Here is a 24,253-nt window from a genome sequence, read left to right as displayed (position 1 = left end):
GTGTCTCCAATCCTTGTCGTGTCGTCGTCGGCGTGCCTCGCAGGGCCGCTCGCAGCGCGCGCCGCCGCCGGCCAGGGGCGGGCAGGCGCGCAATGGGTCGGTCGAACGGCCGCCCTTTTATCAGGCAGCCTGATTCACTGGCCGTAAAAAAGCCTGCCGGTCTCGTGGCCGGCAGGTCGTCACGTGTACCGATGCATATCGCTAAGCCGATGCGTGAATCACATCGGGATCGCGGCGCGCCGGGTCATACAGCGCGTCGATCGTCGCCGCGCGATGCTGCTGCACGGCCGCCTGGTTCAGCGAACCCTTGTCGGTCGCTTCGCCGAGATCGAGCGACGGCGGCGTGTCCATCAACCGGATACGCGCGACGAACGTCGAGCCGCCGCTCGCATGCCGGTTCAGCGCGGCGAGCCAGGTCTCGAACACGGCGCGCACGGCCGGCGCACGCAGCACGTCGGCCACCGAGGCCTCGGCGGCAAGCGCCGCCAACGCACGGCACGCGTCGACGCGCGGAAACACCAGCAGCCCGATGTCGTCTCGATTGATCCCGGTGACGACCACGTCCTGCACGTACGGCGCGCCGCTCGACACCGCGTTCGCGCGCAGCGGCCCGACGCTGACGAAGGTGCCGCTGCTCAGCTTGAAATCCTCGGTCAGCCGCCCGTCGAACAGCAGCCCGAGCTCCGGCCGCTCCGGATCGGCAAAGACGCCCGCGTCGCCGCTGCGGTAATACCCTTCGTCGTCGAACACGTCGCGCGGATCGACGTCCGCGTGCCAGTAGCCGCGCATCACGTTCGGCCCCTTGAAACGCAGTTCGAGCTTGCCGCCGCTCGGCACGAGCTTCGCGTCGCAGCCGGGTGCGGGCAACCCGATATAGCCGGCGCACATCAGCGGCCCCGTCGTGAACAGGCACGACGGCGACGCCTCCGTCATCCCGAGGCCGGCCATGATCCGGATGCGCTCGCCGCAATGCGCATGGGTCACGCGGTCGAGCCGGTCCCACGCGGCCTGCGACAGGCCCGCGCCGCCGAAGAAATACAGCTTCACGCGCGAGAAAAACGTGTCGCGCAGCACGGCATCGCGTTCGAGCGCGGCCGTCAGTTCTTCCCAGCCTTTCGGCACGTTGAAGTAGATCGTCGGCGCGATCTCGCGCAGGTTGCGCACGGTTTCGTCGAAGCGGCCCGGCACCGGACGGCCGTCGTCGATATAAAGCGTGCCGCCGTTGTACAGCGCGATGCCGAGGTTGTGACTGCCGCCGAACGTGTGATTCCACGGCAGCCAGTCGACCAGCACCGGCGGTTCGCGCGTCAGTTCGGGCATCGTCTGGCGCAGCATCTGCTGGTTGCTGCACAGCATCCGGTGCGTGGTCGGCACGGCCTTCGGCTGCTTCGTCGAGCCGGACGTGAACAGGATCTTCGCAAGATGGTCGGGGCCGACCGCCGCATGGATCGCGTCGATCGTGCGCGGGACGGCGGCGAGCAAGTGCGAGAGCGGCACCACCCGGCCCTGCGCATCGGCATCGCGCGCGACGATCAGGGTCGTATCGGCCGGCAACACGGCGTCGAGCGCACGCGCAAACGGCGCGCGCTCGGCGACGAATACGGCACCCGGCCGCAGCACGCCGAGCGTGTGACGCAGCTTGCCGTAGTCGGTCGACACCAGCGAATACGCAGGCGAGATCGGCGAATACGGCACGCCGGCCAGCATCGCCGCGAACATCAGTTGCAGATGCTCGAGATCGTTGCCGGACAGCACCGCGAGCGGACGCTCGACCGACAGCCCGAGATCGACGAGGCCCTGGCCGAGCGCGCGGGCGCGTTCGAGCATCTGCGCGTAAGTGATCTCGATCCAGCGGCCATCGGCGCCACGCTTCGCGGCCAGCACGCGATCGGGATGCGCTTGCGCACCGTTCACGAGGCAGTCGGTCAGGCGCGTCGGGTAGTCGCCGAGCAGTTCGCGCGAGCGCAGGTACCACGCGCCGTTTTCCGCGCGTCGAATCTCGGCCGCGCCTACGGCGACGGCCGCCGCGCGATAACGCACGCCGCCCGTGTCGTGCACCGGCTCGCTGGCGAGCGTTGCATCATTCATCGTCGGCTCGCTCATATCGGGTAGTGACGCGGCGTGGTCTGCACGGTAATCCAGCGCAGCTCGGTGAATTCAGAGATCGACGCACGGCTGCCGAAGCGGCCATAACCGCTCGCCTTCGTGCCGCCGAACGGCATCTGCGCCTCGTCGTGCACGGTCGGGCCGTTGATGTGGCAGATCCCCGATTCGATCCGTCGTGCGACTGCCATCGCGCGCGCGACATCGCGGCTGAACACGCTCGCCGACAGCCCGAACTCGCTGTCGTTCGCGAGCGCGACCGCTTCGTCGTCGCTGTCCGCGCGCAGGATCGCAACGACCGGCGCGAACGACTCCTCGCGATACAGGCGCATGTCGCGCGTCACGCCATCGACGATCGCCGGCTGCATCGTCGCGCCTTCGACGCGGCAGCCGAGCGGCAGCTGCGCGCCGTGCGCACGCGCATCCTCGACGAGCGACGCCGCACGCGCGGCAGCCGCCGCGTCGACCATCGTGCCGAGCGGATGGCCGGCCAGCGGATCGCCCGCGACCAGCGTGCGCGCCTTCGCGGCGAGAAGTTCGACGAGCGCATCGGCAATCGGCCGCGCGGCGATCACGCGCTCGGTCGACATGCAGATCTGCCCCTGGTTGAAGAACGCGCCGAACGCGATCGCGTCGACGGCCGCGTCGAGATCGGCATCGTCCAGCACGAGCACGGGCGCCTTGCCGCCGAGTTCGAGCAGCACCGGTTTCAGGTGGGCGGCCGCGTGTCGCGCGATGATGCGCCCGACATGCGTCGACCCGGTGAAGTTGATGCGCTTCACATGCGGATGCGCGATCAGCCGCTCGACGAGTTCGGGGGCGTCGGCCGCCGCGTGCGTGATCACGTTGACCACACCCGCGCCGAGCCCCGCTTCGTCCAGCACCGCGCCGATCAGCGCATGCACGCCGGGGCACGCCTCGGACGCCTTCAACACGACCGTGTTGCCGCACGCGAGCGGCATCGCGAGCGCCCGCGTGCCGAGGATCACCGGCGCGTTCCACGGCGCGATGCCGAGCACGACGCCGCACGGCACGCGCATCGCGAGTGCGAGGTTGCCGGGCACGTCGGACGGGATCACGTCGCCGGCGATCTGGGTCGTCATCGACGCGGCTTCGCGCAGCATGTTCGCCGCAAGCGTCACGTTGAAGCCGATCCAGCCCGGCGTCGCGCCGGTTTCGGCCACGCCGGTCGCGATGAACGCGTCGATGCGGGCGTCCATCAGATCGGCCGCCTTCAGCAGCAGCCGGCGCCGCTCGGTCGGCGCAAGTGCCGACCATGCGGGAAACGCGCGGTGCGCGGCGTCGATCGCCGCGTCGGCGTCGGCCTGGCCGGCCGCCGGCGCGCGCGACGCCAGCGCGCCCGTCGCGGGATTGAATCGGTCAAAGGTGCGCCCGTCGTACGCGGCGCACCACTCGCCGGCGATCAGCATCCGTCTGTCGGTCATGTTGTCTCCTGCCATGCGTGTCTCTCGTCCGGTTGCGTCAGCGCTTGTAGGCCTGCAGGCCCGGCTTGATCGTCTTGTCGTCGAGGAACTGCTTGAGCCCTTGTTCGCGGCCGTGTTCCGGATCGCGCAGCTGCGCCTGGTCGAGCTTCGCGTACAGATAATCCTCGCACTGCTCCCACGTGAGCTCGCGCGAGCGCTTGAAGCCGTGCTTCGCCGCGCGCAGCACGACCGGGTTCTTGTCCATCAGCCGCACAGCGAGCGCGATCGTTGCGTCGCGCAGCCCGGCGAGCGGCACGCTGCTGTTCACGAGGCCCATTTCGGCGGCGTCCACGCCGGTGAACGTGTCGCCGGTCATGATGTAGTGCAGCGCGCGACGGTGCCCGACCGTGTCCGCCATCGCCTTGCTGACGAGGTTGCCGGGCGGGATGCCCCAGTTGATCTCCGACAGCCCGAACACCGCCTCTTCAGCCGCGATCGCGAGGTCGCACGCGACGAGCGGCGAGAAACCGCCGCCGAAGCACCAGCCGTTCACCATCGCGATGGTCGGCTTGTTGTACATCCGAAGCCGGCGCCATTGCCATTCGGACGCATCGCGCCGCACCTTTTCCTGCATCGCGTCGGAGCCGCCGTCGATCTCGCGGAAGTATTCCTTCAGGTCCATGCCGGCCGTCCACGCGGCGCCCGCGCCGGTGAGGACGAGCACCTTCGCCTCGTCGTCCAACTCAACCGCGTCGAGTACCTGCAGCATCTCCTGGTTGAGCGTCGGGCTCATCGCATTGCGCTTGTCCGGACGGTTCAGCGTGACCCACGCGATGCCTGCCTCCACCTTCACTTCAACGGTCTGCCAGCGGTTGTCGTACTTGCTCATATCGGTTCCTGTCGTTCGTTCCTGTGCGATTCGGTGCGCAGCATCCCTGCTGCGGACGGCTTCATTTAATATCAGGCTACCTGATATTGCAAGCGGCACGAGCGCCGGTGTAAACCCGGATCGGAAAGCGGCGGAAACGACGGAATCGGGGAACGGTCAGGCGACCGGCAAAGCGAACGCGGGCCGCACGGGCCCGCGTGATGAAGGTTCCGGAAGGCGGTCAGCCGCGCAGGTTGCGCGAGAACAGTTCGAGCGCGCGCTGCACGTCCGCGGCGGTGTCGGCAGAGACGTCGCCGAGCATGCGCGTCTCGAGCGGGCGCAGGACGGCTTCGCATTCACGCAGCATCGCCGCGCCTTCGTCGGTCAGCGTCAGCAGGATGATGCGGCCGTGCGACGGATCGGCTTCACGCGTGACGAAGCCGCGGGCGGCCATCACGCTCATCACTTCGTTCGCCGATTGCGGCGTGATCCACGAGCGCTCGGCCAATTGCGCATTCGACGACGCACCGCGCGCCTCGAGCACCGACAACGCCGTGTATTGCGCGAGCGTGATGCCGAGCGGTGCGAGCGCGTCGGTCATGTGGCGGCGCAGCAGCCGGTCGAGGCCGCCGATCACGTAGGTCAGGCGCTGCTGCACGCGCGCCCTCGGCTTGTCGCCCGTCGCGCGGGCGGCGTTCTTCGTGGCGTTCTTCGTGGCGTTCTTCGGGTTCGCGGGTTTGGTCGGTGCGGAACTCATGGTGCGGGCGGGATGGAATTGCGGGCCATCTTACCAGCACGTCAGGAGGCAAACGGGGCGTTCCAGTAATGCCGGACAGCCGCTGCGCGCTCACGCATGCGCGGCGGACTGCTGGTCTGACCGCGAAACCCGCTGCGTCAGCGACATCCCATGAACGGCATCCCGTACGCGATCAGCTACGCGGCGTCCCCGCAAACCGCGCGGTCGGTAGCCCCGCGTGCCGCGTCTGCGCGACGAACACGCCGCCCGCATGCGGATCGCCGGCCAGCGCGTCGTCGCTCAACCCGATGCGGGCACTCGTCACGTACAGACGGCCTTCGCCGTCAAGCGTCACGCAGCTCGGCTGCGCGGTCGGCACCGCGATGCGTTCCGTCTCGACGCCGTCCGCGGCGTAGCGCACTACCCGCCGGCCGCCCCACTGCGCGTTCCACAAGCCGCCGTCGCGGTCCATCGTCGAGCCGTCCGGGTCGCCGTCCGCATCGGTCAGCCGTGCGAACGGCCGCACGCCGGCCACACCGGCGCGGCTGTAATCGCACACGAGGATTTCTCGCACGAGCGAATCGCAGAAGACCATCTTCGACCCGTCCGGCGAAAACGCGATGCTGTTCGCGATCGCCGCCCGCGGCAACGCGAGCCGTTCGAGCGTGAGGTCGGCATTGAGCCGGTAAAACCCGCCGACCGCTTGCGGCGGCTCGCTACCCTCGTCCTTCATCCCGAACACGAACGCGCCGGACGGATCGCAACGCCCGTCGTTCAGCCGCGTCGGCAGATCGGGCTCGACGTCGACGATTCGCGTGAACACGCAACTGCGCAGGTCGAAGAACGCGAGATGCGTCGCGAGCCCGACGAGCAGCACGTCCGGATCGTGCGTCAGTGCGAAACACGCGAGCCGTTCGGGCATCGGCCAGTGTGCAAGGTCCGAACCATCCGCGTGGCAGCGCCACAGTTGCGCGCCTTCGATATCCACCCAGTACAGCGCTTGCGTCCGGTCGCACCATGTCGCACCTTCGCCGAGCGTGTTGCGGGTGTCCGCCAGCAGCGTCGCCTGCCCGGCCGGATCAATCTGTTGCATGCCGTCTCCCGATATTTTTCGCATTCGCGGGCAGCCGCGCTTTCGTCAGATCTTCATCGCGCGGCGCTGGTTGCGACGATACTGGTCGAACAGCACCGCGAGCAACAGAATTCCGCCGCGTATCAGATATTGGTAAAACGTCGGCACATTCAGCAGGCTCATCGCGTCCTGCACGGCACCCATGATCAGCACGCCGACCAATACGCCGGAGATCGTCGCGACGCCGCCCGTCAGCGACACGCCGCCGAGCACGCACGCGGAAATCACGCCGAGCTCGAGCCCGACCGACGTCTTCGGATCGCCGAGGCTCATCCGCGACGCGAGCATCACGCCGGCGAAACCGGTCACGAGCCCCTGCAGTACGAACACGGTGATCTTGATGCGCATCACCGGCAGCCCCGCGAGCAGCGCAGCCTCGCCGTTGCCGCCGACGGCCAGCACGTTCTTGCCGAATACCGTCTTGCGCAACAGGAAGCCGAACACGACGAAGCCGACGATGTTGCTCCAGATCGGATACGAGATACCGAGGAACGAGCCGGACCCGAGTTCGAAGAAGCGCTCCTCGGAGATCATCACCGCGTCGCCGTTCGACGTGATGAACGCAAGCCCGCGCACGACCTCCATCATCGCGAGCGTGACGATCAGCGAGTTGATCCGCCAGCGCGCGATCAGCACGCCGTTGACGAGCCCGACCGCGCCGCCCGCCAGTATGCCGGCCGCGATGCCGAGCGCCACGCTGTGCGTCGCGGTAATCAGCGTCGATGCGACGACGCCCGAGAACGCGACGATCGACGCAACCGACAGGTCGACCTCGCCGAGTGCGAGCACGAACATCATCGTCACCGCGATCGAGCCGATCAGCGTGACCGACAGCAGCAGGCCCTGGATGTTGCGCGGCGTGAGGAAGTCCGGCACGGTCAGCGACAGCGTCGCGAACAGCACGAGAAACACCATTACGATGCCGGAGCGGTTGATCAGCTGCCACATGCCGCCGCGTGCGCGTGCGGGCACGGCGGCAGCATCGGGGGACGGGGAAGTGCGTTGGGGTTGCATGGCCTGGCTCATGTCATTGGCATTCCGGTTGATCGTTGCGGGGGGCTAGCGCGGCAGTGCGAGCTTGATCAGCGCGTCGGGCGTCGCCTGCGCCTTCGCGACCTCGCCCGCGATCCGTCCTTCCTTCATCACGACGATCCGGTCCGACACGCCGATCACCTCGGCCAGGTCGCTCGACACGAGGATCACCGTGCGGCCCGCTTCCGCGAGTTCGTAGAACAGGTTGTAGATTTCCGCGCGCGCGCCGACGTCGATGCCGCGCGTCGGCTCGTCCATCAAAAACACGTCGATCCGCTCGGCCAGCCAGCGCGCGAGCACGACCTTCTGCTGGTTGCCGCCGGACAGCGCGCCGATCGGCGTGTCGCCGTCGCGGGTTTTGATCGCGAGCCGTTCGATGTAGCGTTGTGCAAGCTCGCGTTCGCGCCGCACGTCGAGCAGCATCCGCGCCGGGCTGAAATGCCGGCGCGCGCTGATGTTCAAGTTGTCGGCCACCGACGCGATCGCGACGATGCCCTCCTGCTTGCGGTCTTCCGGGCACAGCGCGAGGCCGGCGCGCACCGCGTCGCGCGGGCTGCCGAACGCGACGCGCCGCCCGTGTAGCTCGACGTGCCCCGCGCTCGGGCGCGCGGCGCCGTATAGCAGCTTCATCAGCTCCGAGCGACCCGCGCCGACCAGCCCGAAGAAGCCGACGATCTCGCCGCGCCGCGCGGTGAACGACACGGGCTCGGACAAGCCGGGCCCCACGAGCCCCTTCGCCTCGATCAGCACGTCGCCGGCTGCGCGCGGCCGGTAGCCGTACACGTCCTCGATCGAACGGCCGACCATGCAGCCGATCAACCGGTCGCGGTCGAGATCGGTCACGGAATCGAACGTGTCGATGCGGCGGCCATCGCGAAACACGGTCACGCGGTCGCACAGTTCATACACCTCTTCCATCCGGTGCGTGACGTAGATGATCGCGCGGCCCTCCGCGCGCAGCGCGCGGATGATCCGGAACAGTTGCGTGGTCTCGCGCGCGGACAGCGAACTCGTCGGCTCGTCGAACGCGATCACGCGCGCGTCGCGCATCAGCGCCTTGCCGATCTCGATCATCTGGCGCTGGCCGATCGACAGATACTTCACCGGAATACCCGGATCGATGTGCTCGCCGAGCCGCTCCAGCGCATCGAGCGCGCGCGCGGCGAGCGTGCGTTCGTCGACCACGCCGAGCCGGCTCGGCAACTGCCCGAGCATCAGGTTTTCGGCGACCGTCAGCTCGGGCACCAGATGCAGCTCCTGGTAGATGATCGCGATGCCGGCCTCCAGCGCCGCGCGTGTCGACGCGAAGCGCTGCACCGTGCCGTTCAGCGTCAGCGTGCCGGCCTGCGGCTGGTTCACGCCGGACAGCACCTTCAGCAGCGTCGACTTCCCCGCGCCGTTCTCGCCCATCAGCCCATGCACTTCGCCCGCGCGCACCGACAGCGACACGGTGTCGAGCGCGCGCACGCCCGGGAACGTCACCGTGATGCCGTCGAGCGCGAGCAGCGGGCCGCCGGGCGGCGGTGTGCCGTCGTCGCCGCCGTCGTTGCCGGATATGGCCGTCATCGTCTGCGTCGTCATCGCGTTCTCGCGTCGCGCGCTCAGATGCCGAGCTCGGTGCGCACGGCCTGCCAGTTCGCGCGCGTCATCAGCTTGCCGCTCGTCTGCGTGTCGGCCGGCGGCGTCTTGCCATTGCGGATCCAGTCGATGAGGTTCTGCGTGCTGTCCTTGCCGTGGTTCGTCGAGCTGACGGCAATCGTCCCGTAGAAGCCGGTCGGCTCCTTCTTCTGGAATTCGGCGAACGCCTCGCCCGCGCCGTTGATGCCGACGCCGATCACGTCGGCCGCCGGGATATGCAGCTGCTCGGTCGCGCGCACCGCGCCGAGCACGGTTTCCTCGTTCAGCGCGTAGACCACCCATTTCTTCACGTTCGGATGGCGGGCGAGCACCGGCGCGGCCGCGCTGAAACCGCCTTCGTCGTCGGTTGTCTTCTGCGGCGCGTCGAAGATGTTCTCCTTGCGGAAGCCGTTCGCGAGCAACGCCTGCGTGGCGCCGTCGGTGCGCAGCTTCGCGGTCGGCAGCTCGTAGTTCGTGATCCGCAGCGCACCGACTTCCTCGGGCTTCCAGCCGCGCCGCTTCATTTCGTCGGCAATCGCCTGGCCGACCTGGTTGCCGATCTTGGTCGCCGACATCCCGAGGTGCGGCACGTTCGGCAGCGGCTTGCCGGTCGAATCGACGAGCTGGTCGTCGACGGTCACGAACTTCATGTTGTAGCGCTTCGCACGCGCGGCGATCGCCGGGCCGAGGCGCACGTCCGGTGCGCAGATCACGAAACCCTGTGCGCCCTGCGAGCCGAGGTTGTCGATCGCGGCGAGCACCTTCTCGCCATCGGGCGTGCCGATCTTCACGACCGAGAAATTCTCCTTCTGGCCCAGCGCGGACGCGGCGTTCTGCTCGTTGATGAACCAGGCCTGCTCGGGCATCTTCACCAGGAAGCCGATCTTCAGCGGCGCGTCGGCGCGCGCGGCGCCCTGCATGCCGAGCGGTGCGATGCATAGCGCGGCCAGCAGGGCGCGCAAGGTATGGCGGCGAATCGTGTGAATCGTGCGGTTCATGCGGTGTCTCCTTGGTGTCGGCTCATGCCGTAATGATTCGTCGTGTGCGATCGCGCCGCGGCGCGCCCGCATGGTCAGCGGCCGAACGCGTCGGTCTGCACGCGCCGGCCGAACAGGAATGCGTCGGCGACGAGCCGCAGCGGCCGCACGTCGACGTCGCTTTCGCCGCGCGCGATCAGCGCGCGGAACTGCGCATACAGCGCCGGGTACTCGCGCTCGGGGCCGATCTCGACCGGCTCGCCGTTGATCGACAACTGCGCGCCGCCGCGGCTGATCGCGAGCACGCCGTCGGCCGTGTCGACCGCGATCTCCCATTGCTCGACCGGGCCATGCCGCCAGTCGAATTCCGCGCGCACCGGCACGCCGTCGGTATCCGCGCAATCGAGTTCGGCCGCGATCGGTGTCTGCACGTCGCTCGGCACGATCAGCGTCGCCTCGCGCAGCACCAGCTCGCGCGGCAGGATCCGCGTGACGATCGACAGCGCATTGATGCCCGGATCGAACACGCCGAGGCCGCCTGGCTCCCAGATCCACTGTTGCCCCGGATGCCAGCGCCGCACGTCTTCTTTCCAGCGCACCTGCACCGCGCGGATCGCGCGCGTCGCGAGCCATGCGCGGGCGGGCTCCACCGCACTCGCGCAGCGCGAATGCCAGGTCGCGAACAGCGTGAGGCCGTGCTCGCGCGCGAGCGCCTCCAGCGCCGCCACTTCGCCGAGCGTCGCGCCCGGCGGCTTCTCGAGCATCACGTGCTTGCCGGCTTCGAGCGCCGCGCGTGCCTGCGCATAGCGCACCTGCGGCGGCGCACACAGCGACACGGCGTCGAGACCGGGTTCGGCCGCGAGCAGCGCACCGAGATCCGGGTAGTTGCGCACGCCGGCGACTTCCGCGTGACGGCTCGCGCACGCGGTCAACCTGAAGCCCGGTTCGGCATCGATCGCCGGCAGATGCTGGTCGCGCGCGATCTTGCCGATCCCGACCACGCCCAACGAAATCGCGTCGCTCATCGTGCGTTCCTCCTGCGTCGCTCAGTGCGCCCAGCGCAACACGAGCGGATCGAGCCGGCGCGCGATCGCGATCAGCTCCGCACGGGTGTCCGGGTGCAGTTCCGGCATCGGATGCCGCGGCCGCTCGCACGCGATCACGCCGCCTTCACGCATCAGCGCCTTCGCGGTCAGGATCCCGGACTGGCGGTTCTCGTGGTTGATCAGCGGCAGCCACGCCTGGTAATGCGCGAACGCGTCGTCGTGCCGGCCTGCGCGGAAGGCTGCGAGGATCGGCCGGATGCCGTCCGGGTATGCGCCGCCCGTCATCGCGCCGGTCGCGCCCGCATGCAGGTCGGCCAGCAACGTGATCGCCTCCTCGCCGTCCCACGGCCCCTCGACCGCGTCGCCGCCCAGGCGGATCAGCTCGCGCAGCTTGTTCGCGGCGCCCGGCGTCTCGATCTTGAAGTAAGCGACCTGCTCGATCTCGCGCGCCATCCGCGCGAGGAGCTGTGCGGAGAGCGCGGTGCCGCTCGCGGGCGCGTCCTGGATCATGATCGGGATGTCGATCGCATCGGACACGCGCGCATAGAAATCGACGATCTGCGCTTCCGGCACGCGGAACGTCGCACCGTGATACGGCGGCATCGTCATCACCATCGCGGCGCCGAGCTGCTGCGCGCGCAGGCTGCGCGCGGCGCATACCTGCGTGCTGTAGTGCGACGTCGTGACGATCACCGGCACACGTCCCGCGACGTGATCGAGGATCGTGCGCGTGAGCACGTCGCGTTCATCGTCGGTGATCGCGAACTGCTCGGAGAAGTTCGCGAGGAGGCACAGCCCGTCCGAGCCCGCGTCGATCATGAAATCGACCGCGCGCTTCTGGCTCGCGAGATCGAGCTCGCCGGTGTCGGTAAACGTCGTCGGAACGACGGGGAAGATGCCGCGGTAGCGCGGCGTGCTGCTCGATGTCATGGTTCGGATCCTGCGTCAGTCAAGACGATGCGTCGCCGCAAGGCATCACGATTCGCGGGCGAGCGCGCCGTCGATGGGTTGCGGTGTGCGCAGCGCCGCACGGACCACGAACGTGATCAGCACCGCGAACAGCAGCGTCGCCGCGAGAAAATACAGGCCGGCCGCGAGGCTGCCGGTCGCCTGCTTGATCAGGCCGATTCCGTACGGCCCGACATAGCCGCCGAGATTCGCGAGCGAATTGATCGCGGCAATGCCGACCGCCGCGCTCGTACCGGTCAGGAACTCGCCGGGCAGCGCCCACACGACGGCCTGGATCGAATAGAGCGAAAACGCCGTGAGGCAGATGAACAGGAACTGCAGTGCCGGCTGCCGCACCCATGCGCTCGCGGCCATCGTCAGCGCGGCCGCGGCCGACACGACGACGATGTGCCAGTAGCGTTCGCGCGTGCGGTCCGAATGGCGCGGCACGACCAGCAGGCCGACCACCGCGAACAGGTACGGCACGGCCGACAGCAGGCCCGTCGCCGCATCGCCCGTGCCGAACGCCTTGATGATCGTCGGCAGCCACAGCGACAGCCCGTAGATGCACAGCGGAAACGGCAGGAACAGCGCGGCGAGCAGCAGCACGCGGCGGTCGCGCAGCGCCGCGAGCGGATTGCGGTGCGTGTCGGGGCGATAGGTATCGCGATCGGCGGCAAGCTGGCGGGCGATCCAGCGGCGTTCCGCATCGTTCAGCCAGCGGGCGCGATCGGGCGACTCGGGCAGCAGCCGCAGCGTCGGCCACACGAGCAGCACGGCCGGCAGGCCGCTGACGACGAACAGCGTCTGCCAGTTCGACAGGCCGAACAGCCCGTGCGTCGACAACAGCCACCCTGCAAGCGGGCCCGTCACGATGCCGGCGACCGGCTGCGCGAGCACGAGCAGCCCGATCACCCGCGCGCGATCGCGCATCGGGAACCACTGCGTGAGGAAATAGAGAATGCCCGGATACAGGCCGGCCTCGGCTGCCCCCAGCAGGAAGCGCAGTACGTAGAAACTGGTGGGCCCCTGCACGAATGCCATGGCCATCGTGATCACGCCCCACGTCGCGAGGATGCGCGCGAACCACACACGCGCGCCGAAGCGGCCCAACGCGAGATTGCTCGGCACCTCGCACAGGAAGTAGCCGATGAAGAACAGGCCCGCACCGAGCCCGTACGCCGCGTCACTCAAACCGATCGCGGCGTTCATGTGCAGCTTCGCGAAGCCGACGACCGTGCGATCGACGTACGCGACCACGTAGATCAGCGCGAGAAACGGCACCAGCTTGCGTATGAGCACGCGCATCAGATGCCGCTCGTCGATGGCGGCCGGCATGCCGGGCCGGGACGTGGCCGATGTCGCGGACGGTTGTTGCGTCGTCATGCTGTCTCCAAGGGTGGGCTGCGCCGGCGTCGTCACCGGTCTGTCCTGCTGCGCCTGTTCATCGCCGCGCGTGCCGTGCCGGCTCGCGCGGCGCTTCGTCGTGCTCAATGCGAATGGCTCGGCACGTCCGCGCCGCGCATGCCGACCAGGAAGTCGAGGTCGCACCCCTCGTCGGCCTGCAGCACGTGATCGATGTACAGCCGTGCGTAGCCGCCCTTGCCGAGCTGGCCGGCCACGCCCGGCGCCGCGCTCGGATCAACGTCCGACAGGCGGCGCTGCAGTTCGTCATCCGTAATGTCGAGATGCAGCGTGCCGGCCTCGCAGTCGAGCGCGATCCAGTCGCCGTTGCGCACGGCCGCGAGCGGCCCGCCGGCGGCGGCCTCCGGCGCGACGTGCAGCACGACCGTGCCGTACGCGGTGCCGCTCATCCGCGCGTCGGAAATCCGCACCATGTCCTTCACGCCCTGGCGCAGCAGCTTCGGCGGCAGCCCCATGTTGCCGACCTCGGCCATCCCCGGATAGCCGCGCGGCCCGCAGTTCTTCAGCACGAGCACCGAGCTGGCGTCGACGTCGAGCGCCTCGTCGTTGATCGTCGCCTTGTAGTGTTCGAAGTTCTCGAACACGACCGCGCGGCCGCGATGCCTGAGCAGTTCGGGGCTCGCCGCCGACGGCTTCAGCACCGCGCCGCGCGGCGCGAGATTGCCGCGCAGGATGCGGATGCCGCCGTCCGCGATCAGCGGCCGGTCGAGCGGACGGATCACCTCGTCGTCATGGTTCGGCGCTTCGCGCACGTTGTCCCACAGCGACTTGCCGTTCACGGTGAGCGCGTCCGGGTTCGGCAGCAGCCCGCCTTCGCCGAGCCGGCGCAGCACGGCCGGCAGCCCGCCCGCGTAATAGAACTCTTCCATCAGGAAGCGCCCCGACGGCATCAGGTCGACGATCGTCGGCGTGTCGCGGCCGATGCGCATCCAGTCCTCCAGTTCGAGCGGCACGCCGATGCGACCCGCGATCGCCTTCAGGTGGATCACCGCGTTGGTCGAGCCGCCGATCGCCGCATTCGCGCGGATCGCGTTCTCGAACGCCGCGCGCGTGAGGATCTTCGACAGCACGAGCCCTTCCAGCGCCATCTCGACGATGCGGATGCCGGACATGTGCGCGAGCACGTAGCGGCGCGAATCGACGGCCGGAATCGCCGCGTTGTGCGGCAGCGCGACGCCGAGCGCCTCGGCCATGCACGCCATCGTCGACGCGGTGCCCATCGTGTTGCAGGTGCCGGCCGAGCGCGACATCCCGGCTTCGGCCGACAGGAAGTGATGCAGGTCGATCTCGCCGGCCTTCAGCGCTTCGTGCAGTTGCCACACGGCCGTGCCCGAGCCGATGTTCCGGCCTTCCAGCTTGCCGTTCAGCATCGGGCCGCCCGACACGACGATCGCCGGTACGTCGCAGCTCGCGGCGCCCATCAGCAGCGCGGGCGTCGTCTTGTCGCAGCCGGCGAGCAGCACGACCGCGTCGATCGGATTGCCGCGGATCGCTTCCTCGACGTCCATCGACGCGAGGTTGCGCGTAAGCATCGCCGACGGGCGCAGGTTCGATTCGCCGTTCGAGAACACCGGGAATTCGACCGGGAAGCCGCCCGCCTCGGAGATCCCGCGCTTCACGTGCTCGGCGAGCTTACGGAAGTGCGCGTTGCACGGCGTCAGTTCGGACCACGTGTTGCAGATGCCGATGATCGGCCGGCCATCGAACTCGTGATCGGGGATGCCCTGGTTCTTCATCCAGCTCCGGTACATGAAGCCGTTCTTGTCGTTCGTGCCGAACCATTGGGCGGAGCGCAGCCTGGGTTTTGTTGCCGACATCGTCAGTCCTGTGGTGACGGGTACCGGCGCAGTCTAGGCAGAATTTTGATAACTCGCTAATGACGTTTTGGGCGATTACGATACCGGTTTCGATATCGATATAAACCCGTACGATGCCCGATGCCAGCCCATGGGGAAACCGTGGCCGCCTGAAGACGCGCCAGCTTCTGCTGGTCGTCGCGCTCGCCGACGAAGGCAGCATTCATCGCGCGGCGGCCGCGCTGAACATGACGCAACCGGCCGCGTCGAAGCTGCTGCGCGAACTCGAGGAATCGATCGGCGCGGTGCTGTTCGAGCGCCTGCCGCGCGGGATGCGGCCGACGCTGTACGGCGACGCGCTGATCCGCCACGCGCGCGCGGCGCTCGGCAGCCTCGACCAAGCGCACGAGGAGCTGGCCGCGCTGAAGGCCGGCCACCTCGGACACGTGGCGGTGGGCGCGATCACGTCGCCGGGCCTGCGGCTCGTGCCGCCAGCCGTCGCCGCCGTGAAGGGCACGCATGCCGGTCTGCACGTGTCGGTCGAGATCGACACCAGCAACGTGCTGCTCGAACATCTCGCGCAGGAGAAGATCGACATCGTGCTCGGCCGGCTCTCCGCCGAGCACGACAAGCTGCACCTGCGCTACGAACCGCTGACGGGCGAACCGGTGGCTGCGGTCGTGCGGCCGGGCCATCCGCTGCTCGCGCAGGCGCCGCTGTCGCTCGCGGACGTGCAGCGCGCCGCGTGGGTCGTGCCGCCGGCCGGCAGCGTGCTGCGCCACCGCTTCGAACTCGTGTTCCAGCGCGCGAGCCTCGCGCCGCCGGCGAACCTCGTCGAGACATCCGCGCTGCTGTTCATCACGCAACTGCTCGAACAGAGCGACATGATCGCGGTGCTCGCCGAGGACGTCGCGCGCTACTATGCGCGGCACGGGATCGTCACGGTGCTGCCGCTGCAGATGGATTGCCGGATGGACGATTTCGGGATCATCACGCGCACCGACCGGCTGCATTCGCCGGCCGTCGCGGTGATGGCCGATGCGATCCGCGCGGCCGCGCGGGAGGTGTATGGCGTCGAACTGTGACGCTCGCGCGGGCGACGCGGCGTCGTAGCCGTCTCCGGATTGCCCGGAACCGATGCGCGCCGGCTGACGCGCACGCGGCCCCGATCACGCGTTACACCCAGGGCTGCGCGAGCCCTTCGGTCTGCAACGCCCGCTGGATCGCCGGGCGCGCGAGCACGCGCTGCAGATAGCCGCCCAGTATCGGCCGCTGCCGCGCCGGCTCGGCAAGGCCGCGCGTCCAGCGGCACAGCATCAGCGCATACGGATCGAGCACCGTGTAGCGCGCGCCGAGCAGCCACGGGCCGCCGCTCGTGTCCAGTTGACGGTCGAGCTGATCCAGCAGCGCCGCGATTTTCGCCTCCGCGCGCGCCTTCACCAGCGCGGCGCCCGCCGCGTTGCCCACGTCGACCCAGCGCTCCGGATAGAAGTACGCGAGCAGCGTCGTCTGAAGCGTATTGGTGAGCCACATGAGCCATTTGTAGCACTGCGCGCGTTCCGGCGTGCCGAGTTCGGGCGCAAGCCGCTGCTCGGGATGCGTATCGGCGAGATGCAGGCAAATGGCGGCGGCTTCGTACAGCACCAGGTCGCCGTCGATCAGCACCGGGATGAGCCCGTTCGGATTGAGCGCGAGGTAGTCCGGCGACTTGTGCTGGTCGTGCGTGCGGTCGACGAATTCGAGTTCGAACGGCTTGCCGATTTCTTCCAGCACGAAGTGCGGCGCCATGCTGGCATTGCTGGGGTAGTAGAAGAGCTTCATCGTCGATTTCGTTCGGCGGGTGTCGGCATCACGCGGCGGCGAACACGACGACCGGTTCGCAGCGGATCGGAAAATTGACCGAGTTCGCGATATAGCACTGCGCGTGCGCGTCATGATGCAGATGTTCCGCCCGCTCAAGATCGTCGCCGGCCTGGATCGTCACGTGCGGGCGCAGCACGATGTCCGTGAAGCGGCCCGCATCGGGGCTGTCGATCATCGTGCCTTCCGCGTCGTCGACATAGGCGAGCACGCGGATCCCCGCATCGGAGCACAGATGCAGGTACCAGAGCTTGTGGCACGCCGATGCCGACGCCAGCAGCAGGTCTTCCGGATTCCAGCGCGCGGCATCGCCGCGAAACGCCGGGTCCGACGAACCGGGAATGTCCGGCTTGGAACCGGCCCGGATCACGTGATCCCGCCCGTACTCGCGATACCCCGACGTGCCGGTGCCGCGATTGCCCGTCCACTCGACCGCGACGCGATATTTGTGTTCGCCAGATGCCATCTCGCTCTCCATTGATGTGGGTTGCTTCGACCGGGCCGGATTGCGTTGTGCGTAGCCCGCCTGTGCTCGCCATTTTGGCATTGGATTCCCGTTTGGTATACCATTATTCCAAATTGACGAAACACGCAGGCATGGAAGCCAAACTCGATTCCACGGCAGACGCCGTGGCCGCCTCGTTGCGGGACATGATCATCAACGGCGAGCTGGAAGCCGGCGAGCGGCTCGTCGAGCGCGACCTGGCCGACCGGTTCGGCATCAGCCGGATTCCGATGCGCGAGGCGATCCAGCGCCTGGAACGCGAAGGATTGCTGGACATCTTCAGGAATCGCGGCGCTGTCGTGCGCATGCTGACCGCGTCCGACGTGCAGGAAATCTACGACCTGCGCACGCTGCTCGAAGGTGATGCGATCTACCGGAGCGTGAAGCGGCTCGACGACGAGACGCTCGCGCGCGCCGAGCTCGTCCATCGCTTGCTTGGCGATGCGGCCGTGGCGCGCCGGCAGGGCGAACTGAACCGCGAATTCCACGCGCTGCTGTATTCGTGCTGCGGCAACGCGCGGCAGTTGAAGACGATCGCGGAACTGCGCAGCCAGGTCGAACGGTACGAGCGCCTGCAAGCCACGCTGCTCGCGGATACGCCCTCGTTCCAGGTCGAGCACGAGGAGATCCTGCAGGCGTGCCGCGACCGCAATGCGCGTGCGGCGCGCTCGATGACGGTCGCGCATCTCGAATCGGCCAGGCGCATCGTGATGCGGCTCGTCGAAGGCGGTTGAGGACGGCGGTACGTTTGCCGCTTGCACCATGCGGCGCGGCTGCATCGCCGACGGTCTACACCGCGCGGCACAACAACGTAGTCTGGCTCGCGCGCTGCATGCTCGCGCCGATCGCCGGGCACGGCATCCCGGTGCGCTCGACCGAAGAGCGGGTCGAGGGTCACGCCGGGGGCTGGCCGCGATCGTTCGCGAACTTCAACGCCCTCCGCCCACCCTCAACGCACCGTTGCCTTGACACACACGTCCCGGTCAACTTCCTGGCGCTCGGTCGCCAGAATCGCGGCCGTAGCACGCGCGCCCGGCACCCGGAATACGGCGACCCTGCGGATCACATAGAGCGTGACAAAACTGACCACGACCGCGATCCACTTCGCGGCAATATTGCCGAGCAGTGTCGCCGCGACGTGCACGATGCCGCCGGTCAGCAGCGAACCCAGCCCACAGCTCGCGGCGAACAGCAGCGCCTCGCCGATCTGCCGGCGGCCGGTCGCGTCCGAGTGGAACACGAAGCGGCGCGAAAGCACGTAATTCAAGACGCCCCCGATCAGGTACGCCATCCATGCCGAAATCCCGGCATCGATCTGCATGGCCGAGCTCAGCGTGAGGAAGAGCGACCAGTCCGTGACGAGCGACAAGGCACTCACGAAGAAATAAGCGGAAAACATCATTTCTGCCCCCACTGAACCGTGCGGGTCGGGACAGCGCGCAACCCCGATGTACTGACTTGCGGTTCACTACCGCTCTCGTGATATTCCGCGTCCTCGTTGACGGCCCAGACGTCGCGAAGCTTGTACCCGGCGACGATGTTCTCGACGGTCAGCATCGCGGTCATCATTGCATGGTCCTGATTGTTGTACTTGTGCATGCCATTACGGCCGACGAGATGCAGGTTCGGATAATGCTCAACCAGATCCGCGCGGACCTGATCGACGATGTCGCGATAATCGTCGTCGTACACGGGGTACGCCTTCGGCTGACGAACGACGCGCGATCCGCAAATCTGATCGCGGGTCGCGAGACCGACTTTCTCGAGTTCATCGATCGCGAGTTCGGTGAGGTCGGCATCGCCGCTTTCCCACATCGAATCGCCATCGAAGCAAAAGTACTCGAGCCCGAGGCAGCCGCCGGTCGTCGCGTCGGGCACCATCTCAGGCGACCACGACGCGAAATTCTGGATGCGCCCGACCTTGACGGACGGGTCGTGGATGTAGATCCAGTTGTCCGTGAACGTGGCGGGCCGGTCGAGTATCAGCGCGACCGTGATGAAGTCTCGATACTGCAGCCTCGACGCGGCAGCCGCGGAGGTCGGACGGGGCGAAATCGCGTTGAGCGTTTCGCGCAGCGGCGCGGTGCACACCACGTCACGCGCGCTGATGCGATTGATCTGGCCGTCCTTGCCGACGGTTTCGACGAGCCAGCGCCGCGCGCGACTGTCGTACTGCATCGCGCCGGCCGCTTGTCCCATCATCAGCTGTCCACCCTGATCCTGAAATTTCCGGGCGGCAGCTTCCCACAACATGCCGGGGCCACGGCGCGGGTAGTGGAAGGATTCGATCAGGGTCTTGACGTCGGTCTTGCTCGACCGGATGCCGAGTGAGCGTTTGACGGCACTGACGATGGCGGTAGACAGGCTCAGGCCCTTGATGCGCTGCGCGGCCCAGTCCGCCGAAATCTCGTCGCATGACATGCCCCAGACCTTTTCCGTGTAGGTCTTGAAGAAGATCGAGAACAGCCGTTCTCCGAATTGATTGGCGACCCACTGATGAAAGGACTTCGGGTGCGGGCACGGCTTGATGCGCGCGGCGACGTACGAAAGCACGCAGCGAGTACTTTCCACGATGCCGAGATTGAGCAAGGCCTCGATTCCGTCGAGCGGGTAGCGGTAGAACTTGTTCCGGTAGAAGATGCGCGAGCTGCGTGGCCGCTCGATGAAGTCGTCCGGGAGCAGTTCGTGCCACAGTGCGACAACGTCCGGGGACTTCGAGAAGAAGCGGTGTCCCCCGATGTCGAAACAGTGGCCGTCGAACTGTTCGGTGCGACTGATGCCACCGACATAGCGAGGATCTTTCTCGACGAGCGCGACCGAAAGGTCGGTCTGCTTGGTCAGAAGATAGGCGGCGGTTAGGCCGCCCGGGCCCGCGCCGATGATGAGTACGTCAACCGACTGATCCATGTTGTCACCCCGAGTCTCTAGTCGCTGGTCCATTGACTGTTGTATCGGCCGCTCCAGCCAGGCGGCAAACGCGCTGTTGAATCGATGCTTTGTATTTCCCGTTCAAACGTCGTGCACTTGCGCGTGGCGAGGCCGAGAGGCCCCGCGTCGGAAAGCAGTCGGCGGTCGTGCGGGCACCACGGTCTTCTGGCTGGCTGGTTGCGCGTACACCAATGACGCGTCCTGACCGGCAGCCGTCGTCCTGATGCTGCGGCAGTCGTACAGCCAGACCGTGCTGTTTGGTTCGGGCGACCAGGCGTAGCGTGTCGCCAACTCCGGGTAGCGCTGATGCGACACGATGAAATCCAGCACCGGATCTGCACAGATGTGCCGGATACCCGTTCGGGTCAGCGGAAGGTATTCATATTTGGACACGAATACGGTCGACTTTTGGCCCGCGTCGTGGTTGCCGCGAGGCCGGGCCGCGTACGGGTCCTGCTTGATCAATTCGAGCCGCCGTAGCGCCTCGAAGGTCGTCCGGCGGTGGAAGATCAGACCCGCGGCCTGAGCCGGCGAGTAATAGCTCGATGTCCTCATCATCAGCCACGGATAGACGACTTCATCTGCCGGGCCGTCCCAATAGACGATGTTGCCGCGCGCGACCGTCCCTTCGAACGGTGCAAAGTCCGCACGGTCGGCGCCGGCTTCCATGATCTTGGTGGGCTCCGAGCGCTGGTCGATATTGACGAGTCCGTATGCGGCGAATGCCGCCAATATCACCGGCAGCCCGACGACCGCGATTCGGTTGCGCGACAGATTGAGCATCGCGAGCAACGCGATCAGTGTGACGACCAGGTGCGTGTGAATCAGTGTTTCGAGCCAGGGGAGGTCGAGCATCACGCTACCGGTTGGATACTGGATGCGACTGACCTGATACGCGCACTGGAAGACAATCCAGACGATCGCGGCAACGAGCGTCACCCCGATCCGCGTATAGCGAAGCGCCGGGGCGAAGTCGCCACGCAGCGCCCTCGGGGCGCGGAGCGCCGGCCAACGGGCTGCCGCGTGGAGCGCCGCGGCAATCGCCAGCGCGACGATCCCGCCGCCGACGTCGATCAGTAGCCAGCAGATCGCCAGCAGCCAGATCAGCGTCGGTCGCGCATGGCGTTCGCGTCGCACGAGCAAAATGGCCGCAGGCCATTGCATCAGCGTCAGCAGCCACAGCACGCGCCAGGGCTGCAGCTGTATCCAGACCGCGTCCTGTCCAGTCAAGTCCGCGATCGTGGTCAGTGCGACGCCGGCCACACCGATCAGCGTGAGCGTCGACCACTGGGTTCGGTGATCCTGCACTCGCGTCGCACAGAGCATCGCGGGTACGGCGATAGCCCAGCACGCTTTGCTCCATGCATTGACCGACCACAAGGTCGGGAACAGGAAGGGCACGTTGAATTGCGCAATCGACCGCCATGCCGGATCGAACGGATACAGGTGCAATGCCTTGAACGCCGGCATCTCGACGACGGCGAAAGCGATCAGCGCGAGCGGCAATAGCCGCCACCACGTCACGCGTGGCATCCGGTCGAGTACGACGAAGACCAGTGAAACGCCGCCGATCAGCGGGTGAACGGCCGTTGCGACGAGTGCCAGCGCAATGGCCATGCGATACCGGCGATCGAACATCAGCGCAATCGCCCACAGGCCCAGTGCTTCGGCGGGAAGCCGGGCGGTGAGAAAGCCTTCGTCGTACGAGAAGATCAGCCCGGCGCCGTAATCGGACGGCATGCAGGCAATCAAGCACAACGAGAGCCAGTGCCAAGGTTCTGGCAGCAGTCTCTTCGTCAGGCGCCAGATGCCGCTCCACCAGAGTGCCTGAGCGACAATCAGGCCCGCGAGATTGCTCGCTCGGAGTCCGAATGCCGAGACGATCTTCGCGAAGATCCGGCCGTAAATCGTCCACTGATCCTGGGAACCGTATTCAAAGAACAGGTCGTGCGAAAAATTCTCGGGATGCGCGTTATAAAGCGCCTGCGCGGTGTACAGGATCGCATCGTGCCGAATGCCCGTATAAGGATGCGTAATCAGGAACAGTACGGCCAGCGAAAGTGCAAGCGCGATGACCGAACAAGGGCGGTTCTCAGTCCGATTCATGATCGAATGAAAGACTCGTATCGACGAAATTTCGTGAGCCGGCCATCCGCACGCGGCAGAACGAACCGCGTGGTTCCGGCGTCGCTGACCGCGGCGCGGTGCATCTGACGGCACGAGCGCCGTTCAGGTGAAATGCCGCAGGGTGCTCAGGGCACTCGTTTCGGCCTGCAGTCGAGAGTCAGCGGTACGCAGACGCGCATGCCGGTGAAGTGGGGGGCGGCATGGTGCGCTCGCGCGTGCGCCGGCGTCCGTTGCTTCCGATCGGGCGCGGATGCACGCTGGCATGTCCGGCATCGGGCGGAAGCCGGTTCCGGTGTGATCGTTGCTGCGCCACTGCCCATCCCCGACGATGTCGCGATCGAGATCGTGATACTTGTTTTCATTGTGCCCCCCGATGCGTCCCCCACCGAAACAGTGCCGTTACCGGGGCGTCGGACGCGAACTTTGTCGAAATATTTGGTTGAGCGCCGGAACGGGAGATCCAGCGCATGTGGCGTGGAAGCATGGAGCGTGCCACGGCCGTCGGGGAGGACGTTTAGTCTGACGAGGAGGCGTCGATGCAAGCCGAGATGCCGGTCGTCGCGGAAAATGTGTCGGTCTTGAAACGGTCGGGAATGGCCGGTTCGGCTCGACCATCGATCGCGCCGCTGCTGAACGCCAGCCGCGGGCACTTTCCGATCGGTTTCAGTCCTGAATCGGTGGCAGGCGAGCGCAATGGCAAGACCGTGCCGGCGCAAGCCACGCATCGGTGCCAGAACTGGCCGCCAAGCGGCATCCGTGACGGGTATGACGGTAATCGGCGGTTTCGTCGGACCGTGTGCGCATGGGGCGCGACCGGACAACCGGAAAGTGCTTTATGTTGCAGAGTTGAAACGTCGTGGCCGGTCGGTCGGCCGGTCAGCGCCTCGATCGGAGGGGCGAGCGTCCCAGGTATGGAACGAAGCCGCCCTATGAAGCCAGGCGACGGTTTCGACGGACGCAGGTTTTGCCAATGGCCGATGACCTTGCGATCTCGCCGGGCCCAAAGTCCGCAATGGGTTGAATCCGCAGTCGACAAGCGACATCGACGTCAATCGGCGATGAACCTTTCTCCGGCCCGCCGCAGCTACACCGTCCCCGGCTCTCCACCCTTGATCCGCAGCTGCACATCAACCGACCCGATGTTCTTCTCGTGCGACACGAGCATCTGCGTAAGCGCATGGTGCATGTCCGGCTGCGCGAGCGTCGGCAGCAACGCCTGCAACTTCCGCACGACCCACCGCTGCCCGCGATTCAAGAACGCCAACCGCTCCGGCAAATCGTCGATCGCCATCGCCTTCTCGTAGAACGCACCCGTGGCATGCGTCGGCGTCGCATCGAGCGACCGAATCGCATCGACCAGCACCGCACACCAGTGCGCCTCATCCTGCCGAATACCGGCCACCAGCCGGTGAAGTTCGGGATCGCCGATTTCCGCCGCCGTCTCCGACGCAACCCGCGCGCCGGCGCGCTCGGCTTCCAGCAGTTCGTTCAGCAACGCGAGCAACGCGTCGCGCTGCGCATCGGCGGATTGGTCCGCCGCCTGGGCGGGACGGGCGTCGTGCCCGTCGTCGTGGGTCCGGTTCGACATGCGATGTCCTCCGTTTCGGGAAGGGTGGCGCACCGGTTCGTCCTGCGTGATGCCGTCAGGCACTGCTCACGCGACGGCGTCCACGCATCATGGCGGACGACAGCGGGCCACACGAAGAATGGCTCACAGTCTGACATAGCC

Annotated in this window: 19 protein-coding genes and 1 pseudogene; 2 read left to right on the top strand and 18 right to left on the bottom strand. The window is 67.1% G+C overall.

Features of this window, described 5'->3' with window-relative positions; all coding sequences use genetic code 11:
• Nucleotides 1-201: 201 nt before the first annotated feature.
• From BDO18943_RS20215 to BDO18943_RS20160, 12 genes are all read right to left on the bottom strand, one after another.
• Nucleotides 202-2,103 (bottom strand): feruloyl-CoA synthase, encoded by a 1,902-nt coding sequence (locus BDO18943_RS20215; RefSeq protein ID WP_175023748.1) that lies wholly within the window; start codon nt 2,101-2,103, stop codon nt 202-204.
• A complete protein-coding gene (locus BDO18943_RS20210; protein ID WP_175023747.1) occupies nt 2,100-3,548 on the bottom strand; it encodes an aldehyde dehydrogenase in 1,449 nt (482 codons plus the stop codon). The genes BDO18943_RS20215 and BDO18943_RS20210 overlap by 4 nt, the downstream gene beginning before the upstream one ends.
• A 37-nt stretch (nt 3,549-3,585) precedes the next feature.
• A complete protein-coding gene (locus tag BDO18943_RS20205; protein ID WP_175023746.1) occupies nt 3,586-4,416 on the bottom strand; it encodes a p-hydroxycinnamoyl CoA hydratase/lyase in 831 nt (276 codons plus the stop codon).
• Between the two features lie 220 nt (nt 4,417-4,636).
• Nucleotides 4,637-5,152 (bottom strand): MarR family winged helix-turn-helix transcriptional regulator, encoded by a 516-nt coding sequence (locus BDO18943_RS20200; protein WP_175023745.1) that lies wholly within the window; start codon nt 5,150-5,152, stop codon nt 4,637-4,639.
• Between the two features lie 172 nt (nt 5,153-5,324).
• Complete coding sequence (locus BDO18943_RS20195; RefSeq protein WP_175023744.1) at nt 5,325-6,224, bottom strand: SMP-30/gluconolactonase/LRE family protein; 900 nt, start codon at nt 6,222-6,224, stop codon at nt 5,325-5,327.
• 45 nt (nt 6,225-6,269) lie between these two features.
• Entirely contained in the window at nt 6,270-7,289 is a 1,020-nt protein-coding gene (araH, locus tag BDO18943_RS20190) for an L-arabinose ABC transporter permease AraH (RefSeq protein WP_175023743.1), read from the bottom strand.
• 33 nt (nt 7,290-7,322) lie between these two features.
• A complete protein-coding gene (gene araG / locus BDO18943_RS20185) occupies nt 7,323-8,876 on the bottom strand; it encodes an L-arabinose ABC transporter ATP-binding protein AraG (protein WP_175023742.1) in 1,554 nt (517 codons plus the stop codon).
• Nucleotides 8,877-8,896: 20 nt separating this feature from the next.
• Nucleotides 8,897-9,910: an arabinose ABC transporter substrate-binding protein gene (locus tag BDO18943_RS20180; RefSeq protein ID WP_175023741.1), complete on the bottom strand. Its 1,014-nt coding sequence runs from the start codon at nt 9,908-9,910 to the stop codon at nt 8,897-8,899.
• Nucleotides 9,911-9,984: 74 nt separating this feature from the next.
• A complete protein-coding gene (locus tag BDO18943_RS20175) occupies nt 9,985-10,914 on the bottom strand; it encodes a Gfo/Idh/MocA family protein (RefSeq protein WP_175023740.1) in 930 nt (309 codons plus the stop codon).
• A 21-nt stretch (nt 10,915-10,935) separates the two neighbouring features.
• Nucleotides 10,936-11,865: a dihydrodipicolinate synthase family protein gene (locus tag BDO18943_RS20170; RefSeq protein ID WP_089451563.1), complete on the bottom strand. Its 930-nt coding sequence runs from the start codon at nt 11,863-11,865 to the stop codon at nt 10,936-10,938.
• A 45-nt stretch (nt 11,866-11,910) separates the two neighbouring features.
• Nucleotides 11,911-13,269, bottom strand: coding sequence for an MFS transporter (locus BDO18943_RS20165; protein WP_175023739.1), 1,359 nt, complete (start codon nt 13,267-13,269; stop codon nt 11,911-11,913).
• A gap of 104 nt (nt 13,270-13,373) precedes the next feature.
• Nucleotides 13,374-15,125, bottom strand: coding sequence for an IlvD/Edd family dehydratase (locus BDO18943_RS20160; protein WP_175023738.1), 1,752 nt, complete (start codon nt 15,123-15,125; stop codon nt 13,374-13,376).
• Nucleotides 15,126-15,238: 113 nt separating this feature from the next.
• On the opposite strand from BDO18943_RS20160, the gene BDO18943_RS20155 reads away from it, so the two are divergent.
• Complete coding sequence (locus tag BDO18943_RS20155; RefSeq protein WP_089451560.1) at nt 15,239-16,189, top strand: LysR family transcriptional regulator; 951 nt, start codon at nt 15,239-15,241, stop codon at nt 16,187-16,189.
• A gap of 91 nt (nt 16,190-16,280) precedes the next feature.
• Here BDO18943_RS20155 and BDO18943_RS20150 read toward each other — a convergent pair whose 3' ends face one another.
• Nucleotides 16,281-16,925, bottom strand: a complete 645-nt coding sequence (locus BDO18943_RS20150) for a glutathione S-transferase family protein (protein ID WP_175023737.1) — start codon at nt 16,923-16,925, stop codon at nt 16,281-16,283.
• A gap of 28 nt (nt 16,926-16,953) precedes the next feature.
• Nucleotides 16,954-17,430: an OsmC family protein gene (locus BDO18943_RS20145; protein ID WP_089451558.1), complete on the bottom strand. Its 477-nt coding sequence runs from the start codon at nt 17,428-17,430 to the stop codon at nt 16,954-16,956.
• Between the two features lie 131 nt (nt 17,431-17,561).
• On the opposite strand from BDO18943_RS20145, the gene BDO18943_RS20140 reads away from it, so the two are divergent.
• Entirely contained in the window at nt 17,562-18,203 is a 642-nt protein-coding gene (locus tag BDO18943_RS20140) for a GntR family transcriptional regulator (protein ID WP_043186335.1), read from the top strand.
• A gap of 215 nt (nt 18,204-18,418) precedes the next feature.
• Here the strand turns inward: BDO18943_RS20140 and BDO18943_RS20135 are convergent, their stop codons facing one another.
• The 4 genes and pseudogenes from BDO18943_RS20135 to BDO18943_RS20120 all read right to left on the bottom strand — a co-directional run.
• Complete coding sequence (locus BDO18943_RS20135; RefSeq protein WP_175023736.1) at nt 18,419-18,871, bottom strand: GtrA family protein; 453 nt, start codon at nt 18,869-18,871, stop codon at nt 18,419-18,421.
• Entirely contained in the window at nt 18,868-20,376 is a 1,509-nt protein-coding gene (locus BDO18943_RS20130; protein WP_175023735.1) for an NAD(P)/FAD-dependent oxidoreductase, read from the bottom strand. The genes BDO18943_RS20135 and BDO18943_RS20130 overlap by 4 nt, the downstream gene beginning before the upstream one ends.
• Nucleotides 20,377-20,478: 102 nt before the next feature.
• A complete protein-coding gene (locus tag BDO18943_RS20125; RefSeq protein ID WP_175023734.1) occupies nt 20,479-22,503 on the bottom strand; it encodes a diguanylate cyclase family protein in 2,025 nt (674 codons plus the stop codon).
• A gap of 1,105 nt (nt 22,504-23,608) precedes the next feature.
• A pseudogene (locus BDO18943_RS20120) lies at nt 23,609-24,052 on the bottom strand (DUF6306 domain-containing protein); the annotation flags it as partial.
• Between the last annotated feature and the right edge of the window lie 201 nt (nt 24,053-24,253).

The organism is Burkholderia aenigmatica, assembly GCF_902499175.1.
Taxonomy (GTDB): Bacteria; Pseudomonadota; Gammaproteobacteria; order Burkholderiales; family Burkholderiaceae; genus Burkholderia; species Burkholderia aenigmatica.
Note: the sequence above shows the minus strand (reverse complement) of the source record. Positions and strands in the feature narration are given on the sequence as shown.